Here is a 14048-nt window from a genome sequence, read left to right as displayed (position 1 = left end):
CGAGGAATGCTTGTCGTTATTTGCTGCATGGCAGGGATAGCGGCGGCGGATGAAAAGAACATCCTGGTAACCAGCGGTAGCGATCGGGCCACTCCGATTGCGGTTGTACCGTTTGGCTGGCAGGGCGGCAGCGTGCTGCCGGACGATATGGCGGAAATCATTGGTAATGACCTGCGCAACTCGGGTTACTACGCGCCAATTCCGAAACAGAACATGATCAGCCAGCCGACCCAAGGCAGCGAAGTGATCTACCGTGACTGGAAAGCCCTGGGCGCCCAGTACCTGATGGTAGGTAGCATCGTTCCAGCAGGCGGTCGCTTGCAGGTGCAATACGCCCTGTTCAACGTGGCCACCGAGCAGCAAGTGCTGACCGGTAGCGTGTCGGGCAGCGTCGATCAACTGCGAGACATGGCGCACTACATCGCCGACCAATCGTTCGAGAAACTGGTCGGTATCAAAGGTGCGTTCTCCACCCGCATCCTGTACGTGACGGCTGAGCGTTTCTCGGTGAACAACACCCGCTACACCCTGCAACGTTCGGACTACGACGGTGCCCGTGCAGTGACTCTGTTGCAATCGCGCGAGCCAATCCTGTCGCCGCGTTTTGCCCCGGATGGCAAGCGTATCGCCTACGTGTCGTTTGAACAGAAGCGTCCGCGCATCTTCGTTCAGCACATTGATACCGGTCGCCGTGAGCAGATCACCAACTTCGAAGGCCTGAACGGCGCGCCAGCCTGGTCGCCGGATGGCAATCGCCTGGCATTCGTACTGTCCAAGGACGGTAACCCGGATATCTACGTGATGAACCTTGGTTCGCGCCAGATCACCCGCGTCACTTCCGGTCCTGGCATCAACACCGAACCGTTCTGGGGCAAGGATGGTTCGACCATCTACTTCACTTCAGACCGTGGCGGCAAACCGCAGATCTATAAGAGCAGTGTTGGCGGTGGTGGTGCGGAGCGTGTGACCTTTATCGGTAACTACAACGCCAATCCGAAGCTTTCGGCTGATGAAAAGACCCTGGTAATGATTCATCGCCAGGATGGTTTCACTAATTTCAAGGTGGCGGCCCAGGATTTGCAGCGCGGAAGCGTAAAAATCCTCACAGATAGCACTCTTGATGAGTCGCCTACTGTTGCGCCCAACGGCACCATGGTAATCTACGCCACCCGCCAGCAGGGCCGGGGAGTCTTGATGCTCGTGTCCATTAATGGACGCGTAAGGCTCCCGCTTCCTACCGCACAAGGCGAAGTCAGAGAACCATCCTGGTCCCCTTACCTGAACTGACGCGGCGCTACAAAAAGAAGTACTTAACACACTGGGGTTCATTAGGAGTTTCACGATGGAAATGCTGAAGTTTGGTAAGTTTGCTGCTCTGGCTCTGGCTCTGTCCGTAGCCGTTGGTTGCTCGTCTAAAGGCGGCGACAATGCCGGTGAAGGCGCAGCTGTTGATCCAAACGCTGGTTACGGCGCTAACACTGGTGCAGTTGACGGCTCCCTGAGCGAAGAAGCTGCTCTGCGCGCAATCACCACTTTCTACTTCGAATACGACAGTTCGGACCTGAAGCCAGAAGCCATGCGCGCTCTGGACGTTCACGCGAAAGACCTGAAAGGTAACGGCGCTCGCGTTGTTCTGGAAGGCAACACCGACGAACGTGGTACTCGTGAGTACAACATGGCACTGGGCGAGCGTCGTGCGAAAGCCGTTCAGCGCTACCTGGTACTGCAAGGTGTTTCCCCAGCTCAGCTGGAACTGGTTTCCTACGGTGAAGAGCGTCCAGTTGCTACCGGCAACGACGAGCAATCCTGGGCTCAAAACCGTCGCGTCGAACTGCGTAAGTAATTCGTCATGCGAACGTGCCGTCGTGTAGTAACCGTATTGGCTCTCAGCCTCGCACCGTTTGCGGTGTGGGCTGCGGTTCCCGTGGAGGATAGCAACTCTGGCTATAACAATAGTGGGAGTAGTTATCCACCAGCAGGTTATGGCACGAACGGCGCCTATGCAGGGGGAGCGGCTACTGCCGCTCCCTCGGCACAGGGCGAGCTGTTTAACCAGCTGCAACGCATGCAGGATCAATTGGCACAGCAACAAGGTGCGATTGAGGTTCTGCAAAATGAAGTGAACCGCCTGAAGCAAGAAGGCCTGGAGCGATACCAGGATCTTGATCGGCGTATAGGAACCGGCATTACACCTGCCGCGACTCCTGAGAATTCTTCTGCCGGTGGCGCTGCAAGCGCCGCCGGTGGTGCAGCCGCAGGCGCCGCACAGGCCCCTGCAGCCAGCAGCGAACCGGCTGATCCGGCCAAGGAAAAGCTGTATTACGATGCAGCCTTCGACCTGATCAAAGCCAAGGACTTCGACAAGGCCAGCAAAGCGTTCACCGCTTTCCTGGGACGTTATCCAAACAGCCAGTACGCGGGCAATGCCCAGTACTGGTTGGGTGAGGTCAACCTGGCCAAGGGTGATTTGCAAGGTGCAGGCCAGGCGTTTGCCAAGGTCAGCCAGCTTTACCCCAAGCATGCCAAGGTGCCTGATTCGTTGTACAAACTGGCTGACGTAGAGCGCCGCCTGGGTCATACCGACAAGGTCAAAGGCATTCTGCAGCAAGTAGTGGCCCAATATCCTGGGACCTCTGCTGCCCAGTTGGCTCAGCGCGATTTGCAGCGTTTGTAAGCACTGCTGTCCCGCTTGGAAGAAACCCGCGCCTGTCGCGGGTTTTTTCGTTAGAATCCACGCCCTTTTATGAAATACGCTTTTTGGGGTTCACGCTTTGCCGGGATCCCATGAAGTGCCTGACGGAGGCGGACAGCCTGTTTAGCTGTTACGCCCGTGGCGACTATGCAAGACACATTACGCATCACCGAAGTTTTTTACTCGTTACAGGGTGAAACGCGCACTGCCGGCCTGCCCACAGTATTTGTGCGCCTCACCGGCTGCCCGTTGCGCTGCCAGTACTGTGACAGCGCCTACGCCTTCAGCGGCGGCACCATTCGTACCCTCGACGACATCCTGGAGCAGGTTGCAGGCTTCCGGCCGCGCTACGTCTGCGTGACAGGCGGCGAGCCCTTGGCCCAGCCCAATGCCATTCCTTTGCTCAAGCAGCTGTGTGACGCCGGTTACGAAGTGTCGCTGGAAACCAGTGGTGCCCTGGACATTTCCGCGGTCGATCCTCGCGTCAGCCGAGTGGTTGACTTGAAAACCCCGGACTCCAAGGAGGCGCATCGCAACCGTTATGAGAACATCGAGCTGCTGACGGCCAACGACCAGGTCAAGTTCGTCATTTGTTCGCGGGACGACTATGACTGGGCCAACTCCAAGCTGATCCAGTACGGCCTGGACCGACGCGCCGGCGAGGTGTTGTTCTCTCCTAGCCACCATGACTTGAACGCTCGCGACCTCGCTGATTGGGTGGTCGCGGACAACCTGCCGGTGCGCCTGCAATTGCAGCTGCATAAATACCTTTGGAATGACGAGCCGGGACGCTGAAATGACTGAACAAACGACTGATCAAAAACGTGCGGTAATCCTGCTGTCCGGCGGCCTTGACTCCGCCACCGTGGTGGCGATGGCCCGTGCCGAGGGTTACAGCTGCTACACCATGAGCTTCGACTACGGCCAGCGTTCCCATGCCGAGTTGCACGCCGCCGCCCGGGTTGCTCGCGACCTCGGCGTGGTGGAGCACAAGGTAATCGGCCTGAACCTCAATGGTATTGGCGGCTCGGCCTTGACCGACAACACCATCGACGTGCCTGAGGCGCCCACAGAGGGCATTCCGGTCACCTATGTGCCGGCCCGTAACACCGTGTTCCTCTCGCTGGCCCTGGGCTGGGCAGAGGTGCTCAACGCCCGTGACATCTTTATCGGCGTCAACGCGGTGGACTACTCCGGCTACCCGGACTGCCGCCCAGAGTTCGTCGAATCGTTCGAGCGTATGGCCAACCTGGCGACCAAGGCCGGCGTAGAAGGCCACGGCTTCCGTATCCAGGCGCCGCTGCAAAACCTGAGCAAGGCGGATATCGTCAAGGCGGGTGTAAGGCTGGGTGTCGACTACTCGCTGACTGTTTCCTGCTACCAGGCGGACAATGATGGTCGTGCCTGTAGGAAATGTGACAGCTGCCGACTGCGCGCTGAAGGCTTCCAAGCGGCCGGAATTACTGACCCAACGCGTTATTTCTGATTTATTTAAAATAAGGTGTTGAATAATCCTTAGAAATCAGTATTATACGCGCCACCACACAGCGGGTCGTTAGCTCAGTTGGTAGAGCAGTTGGCTTTTAACCAATTGGTCGTAGGTTCGAATCCCACACGACCCACCATTTTTGGCGGTTTAGAAAATCCGGAAGGCCCACGCAAGTGAGGATTTCCGGGTTTTTTTTTGCCTGGTGCAAAAGCACGCGCAGGGCTCTCTGGGAGCGTGACGTGCTGCTTGCCGGTTAGACATGCAGCCGTCTGTGGCGACCATTCATTTCGTGGGTGGGTTGATGTCGATCGGCTGAAGATGGGCTTCGGCTGCCCCTGAACCGCGCCCCAATCCTAGGCTCAAAGCTGCTTGGCTCCATTCATCCAAGGGCTGTAGTCCACCTCCACATAACCCTGGGGCAGGCCTTGAGGGTAGTTGGCAAACCCCGGCATCTGTCGCAAGTCCAGTCGTTTGCACTGCGTGACAAGGCGCTGCTGCAACGCGCTATCTACCTTGAAGCCTTGTGAGCGGTACGGGCTTTGATTCAGGTTGACCATGCACTCACTCACTTTGCCCTGAGCATCGGCGATGAAGTGGAAGCTCGCGACGCCAATACTCTGGGGGTCATGCCCGACAAACATTTGCTCACGGAAGAAGCGGATCTGCCGGTAGAGGTCGATGCGCTTTTTCTGCAGTTGTTGCTGTTCTTCCGAAAGCCCAATCAGAGGGGTGAACACCATGGGGGCGATAATCTTTTGGGTGTCCTTGGCATCGGCGAAGACCTTGGGCGAGACTTCGGGAAACAAGGTGGTCCAGCACAGTTCGGTGACCAGTTTGGCCAGCTTTGCCTGGCGCAGGTTGTTCTGGCCCTCGTTGGGCAGCAGGGTTCCGCGTTGGGCTGAGCAGTCCACTACGTGGTTCTGCGCATCGACGGTCAGGATCATATTCATCACCCCCGTCAGTTCCTGTTCATTGGCGGCCAGGGCATAGCCGCGCAATATCGTTTGGAACGTAGTGACGAATTTTTCGTCTTTTTGTTGCAGCTGTGCTGCCGCTGAGGCTGCCGCCTGTTCGGGGGTGTGGCTCTGGCAGCCGGACAGTGACAGCAGGCTTGCACCGAACAAGGCCAGGAGCCAGCGGGACGAAGAAGGCGCGTTGAATTCCATTTCTTGGGGGCTCGTGCACAAAGAGATTGGGAAGAGGTAGACGGGAACCATTCTCACCCATCAGGCGGTAAAGTGCGATTCGAAATACAAAAACCACACTGCTGATGGTTTTGGTTGTAATCGCTGACGTTTATCCAGCGCTGGTTTGCTCTGTGGACTCATTTTGTCTATGTTTGAATCTATAGATTAATTCCGAGGTGGCAACCATGAGCTTAGCCCTTCAAGCACAGCCCTTCACCCGGGAGCAATGTGTCGCCGGACTCCGGGCGGCCGTGGGCATCCTGGAAAAATGGCAGGCCAGCAGCGACCAGGCCTGTCGCATCCTGCGTATCTCGCGCAGCACTTATACCCGTGCGCGGCAGCGCGATGCCGCGTGGTCGGTGAGCCTGGATGCCGACCAGATGCAGCGCATCAGTTTTGTGCTGAACATCCACGCCACGCTGCGCATGGTGTTCGATAACCCCGAGAACGTGTACGGCTTTGCGGCGATGGCCAACGACAATGCGTTTTTCAACGGGCGCTCGCCCCTCGAGGTTATGGCCCAGGGCGATATGATTTCCCTGTACGAGACCTTCCGCCGTATTGACGTGTTGCGTGGTGCGCAATGGTGAAGGTGAGCCAGTTGGGCGATTTGCCCAGCGGGCCGTTGCACGCCTATCGCCTGGTCAATTCCAAATTCCCGCCGATTGCGTTGTTTGACGATGTGGCGGATGCCGACGAGTTTGAGGCGCTCTATCAGATCCAGGCCCTGACCAACCCACGATTGGGCAATGAGGTCGGTCGGATCGAGCTGATACCCCGTAGGGAAATCCCCTTCGGGATTGTGGGATGTTCCTACGCCATTGCCCCGTTCACCCACGTCAATCCGGCCGGATCGCGTTTCAGCGCGGGTGATTTTGGCGTGCTGTACCTGGCGGCCACGGTCGAGACGGCACTGGCAGAAGTGCGTTATCACCAGAACCAGTATTGGTCCGGAGTTCATGGCCTTAACTATGAGCGCTTTGTTTTTCGTGGGCTGTCTTGCACCTTTGCCGGCGACGCCATGAAGGATGCGACGTCGGTGCCGATGAGCGATCCGATCTACGACCCTGACGACTACAGCTACGCCCAGCGCTTGGGGGGCGCGCTAAAGAAGGCCGGTTGTCCCGGCCTTCGTTACCTGTCGGTGCGCTCAGAAGGCGATCACTGCTGGGCGTTGCTGACACCCAGGCCGGTGTCGTCGATTGTCCAGGCCGCCCATTACGAGATGGTCTGGAATGGACAGATCACCAGTGTCAGCAAAATCAGCGAAGCCTGAGGCTGGCGGGTCAGATCTGCCCGCGCACCAGGATTGACTCATCAATCTGCGCAATCGACGTAACCCCGGTCAGGGTCATGGCCACGCGCATTTCCTTGGCAAAGATATCCAGCAGATTCTCTACACCGCGCTGGCCATCGGCAGCCAGCGCATAAGCAGGCGCTCGTCCCAGCAATACGCCACGGGCGCCGAGGGCGAGCATGCGCACCACGTCCAGCCCCGAACGCACCCCGGAGTCCACCAGCACCGTGAGGTCGCTGCCAACCGCCTGGGCAATCTCAGGCAGAGCCTTGGCGGTGGACAACACACCATCGAGCTGGCGGCCGCCGTGGTTGGACACGACGATGCCGTCGGCGCCGAAACTCACCGCGTCCTTGGCGTCCTGTGGGTCGAGGATGCCCTTGATGATCATCGGGCCCTTCCAGAACTCGCGGATCCACTCCAGGTCTTTCCAGCTGATGGAGGGGTCGAAGTTGGTAGCGAGCCAGCCGATGTAGTCTTCAAGGTGGGTCGGCTTGCCCAGGTATTTGGAGATATTGCCCAGGTCGTGGGGGCGGCCCATCAGCCCTACATCAAACGCCCAGGCCGGTTTGGTCACGGCCTGCAACATGCGCCGCTGGGCGGCGTACGGGCCGGACATGCCGGAATGGGCATCACGGTAGCGGGCGCCGGGGGTGGGCATGTCGACGGTAAACACCAGGGTTTTCACCCCGGCGGCTTGCGCACGCTCCAGGGCGTTTTTCATGAAGCCGCGGTCTTTCAATACATACAGTTGAAACCAGATCGACTGCGCTGTCTGCGACGCTACTTCCTCGATCGGGCACACCGACACGGTCGACAGGCAAAACGGCACCCCTTTATTGGCCGCCGCGTTGGCCACCTGGACTTCCCCGCGTCGGGCAAACATGCCGGTCAGGCCTACCGGGCTCATGACCACCGGCATCGCCAGCGGTTGGTCGAACAGCGTGGTCTCCAGGCTCAGGCTCTCGACGTTGCGCAGGACACGCTGGCGCAGGCTGATGTCTGCCAGGTCCGAACTGTTGGCCTTGAGGGTGTGCTCGGCGTACGCGCCACCGTCAATATAGTCGAACAGGAAACGCGGCAGTTTGCGGCGTGCGGCTTCGCGGTAATCCGATGCGGACGAAATGATCATGAACAGTGAGGCCCCGGAATAAAGAAAACGGTGGGTGGAGGATAGTCAAAGGCATTTCATGGTAAAAACAACTTTTACAACTTCATTCAAGTCGCAAATGGAATAGTCATGAACCTGCGAACGCTGCGAGCCTTTGTCGAAGTGGTGCGCCAAGGCAGTTTCTCACAGGCGGCGGAGATGGTTTCGCTTACCCAATCGAGCGTCAGCAAAGCGGTCAAGACCCTTGAAGAAGAGTTGGGCACGCCGTTGTTCAGTCGTATCGGCCATAAGAGCGAACTGACAGCAGCCGGTGAAATTGCCTACCGCCGCGCCCTGGTGTTGCTCGCCGAGCGCAGTGACTTGGTCGCCGAGATCAACGACCTGCTGGGGCTCAAGCGTGGCGTATTGCGCATTGGCTTGCCGCCGGTGGGCAGTGGTGAATTGTTTGCGGCGATGTTTGCAGTGTACCGCCAGCGTTACCCACAGATAGAGATTGAGCTGATCGAGCACGGCAGCAAGAAGCTGGGCGAGTGCCTGCAAGCGGGGGAGGTGGATGTGGCTGCGCTACTGGTGCCGGTGGAGGGCGAGTTTGAGTATCAGGACGTGCGCGTCGAGCCGCTGATGGTCGTCCTGCCCAGCAGCCATCCATTGGCCGGGCGTGAGAGTGTGGATTTTTCCGACCTGTCCGACTCGCCATTCATACTGTTCGAAGCCGGTTTTGCCTTGAACCGCATCATTCTTTCCGCCTGCGAGCGTCGCGGTGTATCGCCGAAGGTTTCGGTGCGCAGCGCCCAGATCGACTTTATCGTCGACCTGGTGGGCGCGGGCCTGGGAGTCGCCTTCCTGCCGCGCATGCTGGCCTACAAACACTTGCATGCCGGCATTGCCCTGATTGCCCTGGATGAGCCTCAGACCGACTGGCATATTGCTTTGACCTGGCGGCGCAATGCTCATCTGCCGCCGGCTGCACGAGCCTGGTTGGACCTGGCCAGGGAAATGGGCAATGTCCCTGCGCCCTAAACGATGCCAATGTCGCGGGATATCACCCGTATGCTCCCAGCGGGTAGGCGTTTTGCGGCATATTAGGCTTTTGAATCCATTCGATATTCTGTAGCCTTGCGCAGCTTCACCTTAACCCGTGCTTGATGAACACAATCACTTCGTCCGGCGGCGCCCGAAGGGCTCCGGAGCCGGTGGTACACTCGACTTTCGCGCAACTGCGCCTGCAGGTCTTGCGAACATGACGCAAATTTCCGAACGCCTTCTGGTCCAAGCCCACCTCGATGCCAAGCAGCCCAAGGTGCTCAGTGCCGAGCAAGAGGCAAGCTTACGTTCTGCCATTGCTGCCGAGCTCAAGGCTCAAGACGCGGTGCTGGTGGCGCACTTCTATTGTGACCCGGTGATTCAGGCCCTGGCCGAAGAAACCGGTGGCTGTGTTTCCGACTCCCTGGAAATGGCCCGCTTCGGCGCCGCCCACCCGGCCAAGACCGTACTGGTCGCCGGCGTGCGCTTTATGGGCGAGACGGCGAAAATCCTCACCCCCGAAAAGCGCATCCTGATGCCGACCCTGGAAGCCACATGCTCCCTGGACCTGGGTTGCCCGGTGGAAGAGTTCTCGGCGTTCTGTGACCAGCATCCGGAACGCACCGTGGTGGTGTATGCCAACACCTCGGCGGCGGTCAAGGCCCGTGCCGATTGGGTGGTGACCTCCAGTTGCGCCCTGGAAATCGTCGAAAGCCTGATGGATAACGGCGAGACCATTATCTGGGGCCCGGACAAGCACCTGGGCACCTATATCCAGCGCCAGACCGGTGCCGACATGCTGCTGTGGGACGGTGCCTGCATCGTCCACGAGGAGTTCAAGTCCAAGCAGTTGGAAGACATGAAGGCGCTGTACCCGGACGCAGCGATCCTGGTACACCCGGAGTCACCGACCTCGGTCATCGAGTTGGCCGATGCCGTGGGTTCCACCAGCCAGTTGATTGCGGCGGCGCAGCGCTTGCCGAACAAGACGTTTATCGTCGCCACTGACCGCGGCATTTTCTACAAGATGCAGCAGTTGTGCCCGGACAAGGTGTTTGTCGAAGCGCCAACCGCCGGCAACGGCGCGGCGTGCCGCAGTTGTGCGCACTGCCCGTGGATGGCGATGAATACCCTGGAGCGCACGTTGCAATGCCTGCGGGAAGGCAGCAACGAGATCTTTGTCGAGCCGTCCTTGATCCCCCATGCCGTGCGCCCACTCAAGCGCATGCTGGACTTTACCCAGGCGGCCCGCCTGAAGCTGGCGGGCAACGCCTGATCCACGGCTGATGCAGCAAAAAATGTGGGAGCGGGCTTGCCCGCGATAGCGGTGGATCAGTCTGCACATGTAGTGACTGACACACCGCCATCGCGGGCAAGCCCGCTCCCACATTTAGATTTCATTGGCCTGGGGCTATTTCTTTTTCTTCGGGATCCGCACCAATTGCGTGTCCGAATAGATGTCATGCCAGGCCCGCTGTTTCTTGTCCACCAGCGACCAGATAAACCCCAGCCCCGCGCACAACCACGACGCAATCGACACCACAAAACGCAACAGCGCCTGCCACAGGCTGATGCGCGAGCCGTCCGCATTCTGCACACGTACGCCCCACACCTGCATGCCCAGGGTCTGTCCGGAATGGGTCCAGAACTTGGCGAAGAAGCCAAACAGCACAAAAAACAGAATCGTCGACAGCAACGGATCACCGTCCAGGGCGCCGGACTCCGAGAGCGTGCGCATCTTCGCTTCACCGACAAAGGCAATCCACACCAGCTTATAGAGGAAGGCGGTGACGATCAGCAGGGCGGTACACAACAGGAAGTCATAGAACATCGCTGCCAGACGACGGCCCAGGCCAACGGCGGGGAATTCGCCTTGGGGGCTTAGCAGGTGTTTCGACATGGCTCGGCTCTCTGGAGGAAAAAAGCCATTTTACGGACAAACGCACATAAAAAAGCCTCTGATGTCACCATCAGAGGCTTTTTGTCGCAGTAAGGATCAGGCTTCTGCTTGTACTTCGTCAGCCTGCATGCCTTTCTGGCCCTGCACGGCGATGAAGGTCACTTTCTGGCCTTCTTTCAGGCTCTTGAAACCGTTGCCCTGGATAGCGCGGAAATGCACGAACAGATCCGCACCGCTTTCTGGAGTGATAAAACCAAAACCTTTCTCGTCGTTAAACCACTTGACGGTACCGCTCTGACGTTCAGCCATTTTCTTATTTCCTTGACGCTAAAAATTAATGACAGCCCCTTTCACCTGAAAGAGTACTGGGCTGGGTTGCAGGAAAGTAAGAGACGTCGAACGGGTTGTAGCAAACTTTGGCTACTGCCCAGGTCCAGGTTCAAAGCGACCCATGCAAACACAGTGGGCAAACTCTACGACAACTAACACAGAAAAAACAAGCCCTCTGCAAGCCACGTATTTACTCGCCTTCATGACACTTCGGTCAACATTGCGGCACTGTGTTATTCGATAGCGTGGGTCACTTGTTATAGGTTAATCGATATAACATTGACTATCGTCAGTGCACTGTTTTATGGCGGTTGCGTTACAGATTAGTGCAAATGAACACAACCGCGTTACTTATAGGAACAGTCGATCAGCCACGGTAGTAACGTTGTGGCACGAATGGCATTTTACTTACACGAAGTGGCACCTTTTTCCCACGCACTAATGCAGAGACTTCGCTCTCCAGCGCGGTAAAGGCCGTGTCGAGGTAGCCCATGGCGAGCGGGCCGCCGAGGCTCGGGCCAAAGCCGCCGCTGCACACACGGCCGATCACGGTACCGTGTTCATCGACAATCTCGGCGCCTTCACGGACCGGGGTGCGTTCCTGGGGCAGCAGGCCAACGCGTTTGCGGCTGACGCCGGTTTGCTGCTGGGTGAAAATCCGATCTGCCCCCGGGAAGCCCCCGGCACGCGCGCCATCGGCGCGACGGGCCTTGGAAATCGCCCACAGCAGGCTGGCTTCAATCGGCGTGGTCTCGGTGTTCATATCGTGGCCATAGAGGCACAGCCCGGCTTCCAGGCGCAGGGAGTCGCGGGCGCCGAGGCCGATAGCTTCGACTTCAGTTTCGGCCAGCAGGCTACGGGCCAGGCTTTCGGCACTGGCCGCAGGCACCGAGATCTCAAAACCGTCTTCGCCGGTATAGCCGGAACGGCTGACGTAGCACTCGACCCCCAGCAGGCGCAGGGGTGCGAACTGCATAAAGGTCATCTTGGTCACTTCCGGCGCCAGGCGCGCCAGCACTTTCACCGCTGCCGGGCCTTGCAGGGCCAGCAGGGCACGTTCTTCAAACAGTGGCTCGATCTGGCATTGGTCGCCCAGATGCTGGCGCAGGTGCGTCAGGTCTTGATCCTTACAGGCGGCGTTGACCACCAGAAACAGCTCGTCGTTACCCAGGTTGGCGACCATCAGGTCATCGAGGATGCCGCCCTGGTCGTTAGTGAACATGGCGTAGCGCTGCATGCCCACGGGCAGGTCGATGATATCCACCGGCACTAGGGTTTCCAGGGCCTTGGCGGCGTTGGACCCGGTCAGGCGGATCTGGCCCATGTGCGACACATCAAACAACCCGGCCTGTTCACGGGTGTGCTGGTGTTCTTTCATCACGCCCAGGGGGTATTGCACCGGCATGTCATAACCGGCGAACGGCACCATGCGTGCGCCCAGTTCAAGGTGCAGGGCGTGCAGCGGGGTTTTCAACAGGGTTTCGGTGGACATATTCAGCTCCTGAAAAACGTGCTGGCGCGTTTATAAGCATCAGCACTCGATAATGTTGACGGCCAAACCGCCACGGGCGGTTTCCTTGTATTTGCTTTTCATATCGGCGCCGGTCTGGCGCATGGTGCGGATCACCTTGTCGAGGGACACGAAGTGCTGCCCATCACCGCGCAAGGCCATGCGCACCGCATTGATCGCCTTCACCGAACCCATGGCATTGCGCTCGATGCAGGGCACCTGCACCAGGCCGCCAATCGGGTCGCAGGTCAGGCCGAGGTTATGCTCCATGCCGATTTCGGCGGCGTTCTCCACCTGGGAGACGGTGCCGCCCAGCACTTCACACAAGGCTCCGGCGGCCATGGAACAGGCCACGCCCACTTCGCCCTGGCAGCCGACCTCAGCCCCGGAGATCGAGGCGTTTTCTTTGTAGAGGATGCCGATGGCCGCGGCGGTCAGCAGGAAGCGCACCACCCCGTCCTCATTGGCGCCGGGGATAAAGCGCATGTAGTAATGCAACACCGCCGGCACAATCCCGGCGGCACCGTTGGTGGGCGCCGTGACCACGCGCCCGCCGTTGGCGTTTTCTTCGTTGACCGCCAGGGCATACAGGTTGACCCAATCCAGCACCGACAGCGGGTCGCGCAGCGCCGATTCCGGGTTCTTGCACAACTGGCGATGCAGCGCGGCCGCACGGCGCTTGACCTTCAAGCCACCGGGTAGGATGCCTTCATTGCGACAGCCGGCCGCCACGCAGTCCTGCATGACTTGCCAGATCTTCAGCAGGCCGCTGCGGGTCTCGGCTTCCGGGCGCCAGGCGCTTTCGTTGGTCAGCATCACCTGGCTGATGGACAGCCCATAGGTGGTGCAATGGCCAAGCAAATCCTTGGCGTGCTTGAAAGGGAAGGTCAGGGGCGTGGCGTCTTCGACGATCCGGTCGGCGCCGGCCGCGTCTTCATCCACCACAAAACCACCGCCCACCGAGTAGTACTCACGGCTGCGGATCTGGATGCCGGCTGCGTCAAACGCACGAAAGATCATGCCGTTGGGGTGGTAGGCGAGGGGTTTGCGAATCATCGCCAGGTGTTCTTTCTCGTTGAACGCAATGCTGTGTTCACCGAGCAGGTTCAAGCGAGCGTCGCCGCGCATCTGCACCAGGCGTGCGGCCACGGTTTCGGTGTCGACGGTGTCCGGGTGTTCACCTTCCAGGCCCAGCAGCACGGCCTTGTCACTGCCGTGGCCTTTGCCGGTGGCGCCGAGTGAACCGTAGAGTTCCACCTTGACGCAGGTGGTGGCGTGCAACAGGTCGTCCCGCTTGAGGCCCTCGGCGAAGCGGGCGGCGGCACGCATCGGGCCAACGGTGTGGGAACTGGAGGGGCCGATGCCAATCTTGAACAGGTCGAACACGCTTAAAGACATGAGTTGTTCTCCGGTTTCTTATTATTGGAAGCAAGCTGTTCTGCGCAATGCGATCACTGTGGGAGCCGGGCTTGTGTAGGCGCTGGCTTGCCTGCGATGCAGACACCTCGG

Annotated in this window: 15 protein-coding genes and 1 tRNA gene; 10 read left to right on the top strand and 6 right to left on the bottom strand. The window is 59.0% G+C overall.

From position 1 onward, the window contains the following. Window positions 1-6 precede the first annotated feature (6 nt). The 6 genes from tolB to HBO24_RS18975 all read left to right on the top strand — a co-directional run bounded on the left by tolB (window position 7) and on the right by HBO24_RS18975 (window position 4317). Complete coding sequence (tolB, locus tag HBO24_RS19000) at window positions 7-1287, top strand: Tol-Pal system beta propeller repeat protein TolB (RefSeq protein WP_154220440.1); 1281 nt, start codon at window positions 7-9, stop codon at window positions 1285-1287. 55 nt (window positions 1288-1342) lie between these two features. Beyond that, the gene (pal, locus tag HBO24_RS18995) at window positions 1343-1843 is read left to right on the top strand and encodes a peptidoglycan-associated lipoprotein Pal (RefSeq protein WP_029300299.1); all 501 of its coding nucleotides are present in this window, start codon (window positions 1343-1345) and stop codon (window positions 1841-1843) included. Between the two features lie 6 nt (window positions 1844-1849). After that, complete coding sequence (gene ybgF, locus HBO24_RS18990; RefSeq protein ID WP_170060104.1) at window positions 1850-2674, top strand: tol-pal system protein YbgF; 825 nt, start codon at window positions 1850-1852, stop codon at window positions 2672-2674. A 165-nt stretch (window positions 2675-2839) separates the two neighbouring features. Next, a complete protein-coding gene (gene queE / locus HBO24_RS18985; RefSeq protein ID WP_057441364.1) occupies window positions 2840-3487 on the top strand; it encodes a 7-carboxy-7-deazaguanine synthase QueE in 648 nt (215 codons plus the stop codon). 1 nt (window position 3488) lies between these two features. Next, window positions 3489-4178, top strand: coding sequence for a 7-cyano-7-deazaguanine synthase QueC (gene queC / locus HBO24_RS18980; RefSeq protein ID WP_057960521.1), 690 nt, complete (start codon window positions 3489-3491; stop codon window positions 4176-4178). A 63-nt stretch (window positions 4179-4241) separates the two neighbouring features. After that, window positions 4242-4317, top strand: a tRNA-Lys gene (locus HBO24_RS18975). Window positions 4318-4540: 223 nt separating this feature from the next. Here the strand turns inward: HBO24_RS18975 and HBO24_RS18970 are convergent. Continuing rightward, window positions 4541-5347 (bottom strand): hypothetical protein, encoded by an 807-nt coding sequence (locus HBO24_RS18970; protein ID WP_170060103.1) that lies wholly within the window; start codon window positions 5345-5347, stop codon window positions 4541-4543. A 206-nt stretch (window positions 5348-5553) separates the two neighbouring features. Here HBO24_RS18970 and HBO24_RS18965 point away from each other — a divergent pair, with 206 nt between their 5' ends. After that, window positions 5554-5958, top strand: a complete 405-nt coding sequence (locus HBO24_RS18965; protein ID WP_057440007.1) for an antitoxin Xre-like helix-turn-helix domain-containing protein — start codon at window positions 5554-5556, stop codon at window positions 5956-5958. Continuing rightward, window positions 5952-6644: an RES family NAD+ phosphorylase gene (locus HBO24_RS18960; RefSeq protein WP_057444165.1), complete on the top strand. Its 693-nt coding sequence runs from the start codon at window positions 5952-5954 to the stop codon at window positions 6642-6644. Before HBO24_RS18965 ends, HBO24_RS18960 begins: the two co-directional genes overlap by 7 nt. A 10-nt stretch (window positions 6645-6654) precedes the next feature. Here HBO24_RS18960 and lldD read toward each other — a convergent pair whose 3' ends face one another. Then, window positions 6655-7797, bottom strand: coding sequence for an FMN-dependent L-lactate dehydrogenase LldD (gene lldD, locus HBO24_RS18955; protein ID WP_057440006.1), 1143 nt, complete (start codon window positions 7795-7797; stop codon window positions 6655-6657). Between the two features lie 108 nt (window positions 7798-7905). On the opposite strand from lldD, the gene HBO24_RS18950 reads away from it, so the two are divergent. Both HBO24_RS18950 and nadA read left to right on the top strand, forming a co-directional pair. Beyond that, entirely contained in the window at window positions 7906-8796 is an 891-nt protein-coding gene (locus HBO24_RS18950) for a LysR family transcriptional regulator (protein WP_057440005.1), read from the top strand. 220 nt (window positions 8797-9016) lie between these two features. Continuing rightward, entirely contained in the window at window positions 9017-10075 is a 1059-nt protein-coding gene (gene nadA / locus HBO24_RS18945; protein ID WP_029300280.1) for a quinolinate synthase NadA, read from the top strand. A gap of 135 nt (window positions 10076-10210) precedes the next feature. Here the strand turns inward: nadA and HBO24_RS18940 are convergent, their stop codons facing one another. From HBO24_RS18940 to HBO24_RS18925, 4 genes are all read right to left on the bottom strand, one after another. Further along, window positions 10211-10699: an RDD family protein gene (locus HBO24_RS18940; protein ID WP_029300279.1), complete on the bottom strand. Its 489-nt coding sequence runs from the start codon at window positions 10697-10699 to the stop codon at window positions 10211-10213. Between the two features lie 96 nt (window positions 10700-10795). Next, complete coding sequence (locus tag HBO24_RS18935; protein ID WP_029241865.1) at window positions 10796-11008, bottom strand: cold-shock protein; 213 nt, start codon at window positions 11006-11008, stop codon at window positions 10796-10798. A 388-nt stretch (window positions 11009-11396) separates the two neighbouring features. After that, complete coding sequence (gcvT, locus tag HBO24_RS18930; protein WP_170060102.1) at window positions 11397-12521, bottom strand: glycine cleavage system aminomethyltransferase GcvT; 1125 nt, start codon at window positions 12519-12521, stop codon at window positions 11397-11399. Between the two features lie 39 nt (window positions 12522-12560). Further along, the gene (locus HBO24_RS18925) at window positions 12561-13937 is read right to left on the bottom strand and encodes an L-serine ammonia-lyase (RefSeq protein WP_057960516.1); all 1377 of its coding nucleotides are present in this window, start codon (window positions 13935-13937) and stop codon (window positions 12561-12563) included. Between the last annotated feature and the right edge of the window lie 111 nt (window positions 13938-14048).

Origin of the sequence: Pseudomonas sp. WS 5410, from assembly GCF_012985645.1 — a bacterium.
In the GTDB taxonomy this organism is placed as follows: Bacteria; Pseudomonadota; Gammaproteobacteria; order Pseudomonadales; family Pseudomonadaceae; genus Aquipseudomonas; species Aquipseudomonas shahriarae.
The sequence above is the reverse complement of the archived record's forward strand: the minus strand, read 5'-3'. Positions and strand labels throughout refer to the sequence as shown.

Coding starts and splice junctions, on each gene's coding strand:
- gcvT (WP_170060102.1), bottom strand. CDS start 12,521: ATGTCCACCGAAACCCTGTTGAAAACCCCGCTGCACGCCCTGCACCTT.
- HBO24_RS18940 (WP_029300279.1), bottom strand. CDS start 10,699: ATGTCGAAACACCTGCTAAGCCCCCAAGGCGAATTCCCCGCCGTTGGC.
- ybgF (WP_170060104.1), top strand. CDS start 1,850: ATGCGAACGTGCCGTCGTGTAGTAACCGTATTGGCTCTCAGCCTCGCA.
- lldD (WP_057440006.1), bottom strand. CDS start 7,797: ATGATCATTTCGTCCGCATCGGATTACCGCGAAGCCGCACGCCGCAAA.
- pal (WP_029300299.1), top strand. CDS start 1,343: ATGGAAATGCTGAAGTTTGGTAAGTTTGCTGCTCTGGCTCTGGCTCTG.
- HBO24_RS18935 (WP_029241865.1), bottom strand. CDS start 11,008: ATGGCTGAACGTCAGAGCGGTACCGTCAAGTGGTTTAACGACGAGAAA.
- HBO24_RS18965 (WP_057440007.1), top strand. CDS start 5,554: ATGAGCTTAGCCCTTCAAGCACAGCCCTTCACCCGGGAGCAATGTGTC.
- HBO24_RS18960 (WP_057444165.1), top strand. CDS start 5,952: ATGGTGAAGGTGAGCCAGTTGGGCGATTTGCCCAGCGGGCCGTTGCAC.
- queC (WP_057960521.1), top strand. CDS start 3,489: ATGACTGAACAAACGACTGATCAAAAACGTGCGGTAATCCTGCTGTCC.
- tolB (WP_154220440.1), top strand. CDS start 7: ATGCTTGTCGTTATTTGCTGCATGGCAGGGATAGCGGCGGCGGATGAA.
- HBO24_RS18925 (WP_057960516.1), bottom strand. CDS start 13,937: ATGTCTTTAAGCGTGTTCGACCTGTTCAAGATTGGCATCGGCCCCTCC.
- HBO24_RS18970 (WP_170060103.1), bottom strand. CDS start 5,347: ATGGAATTCAACGCGCCTTCTTCGTCCCGCTGGCTCCTGGCCTTGTTC.
- nadA (WP_029300280.1), top strand. CDS start 9,017: ATGACGCAAATTTCCGAACGCCTTCTGGTCCAAGCCCACCTCGATGCC.
- queE (WP_057441364.1), top strand. CDS start 2,840: ATGCAAGACACATTACGCATCACCGAAGTTTTTTACTCGTTACAGGGT.
- HBO24_RS18950 (WP_057440005.1), top strand. CDS start 7,906: ATGAACCTGCGAACGCTGCGAGCCTTTGTCGAAGTGGTGCGCCAAGGC.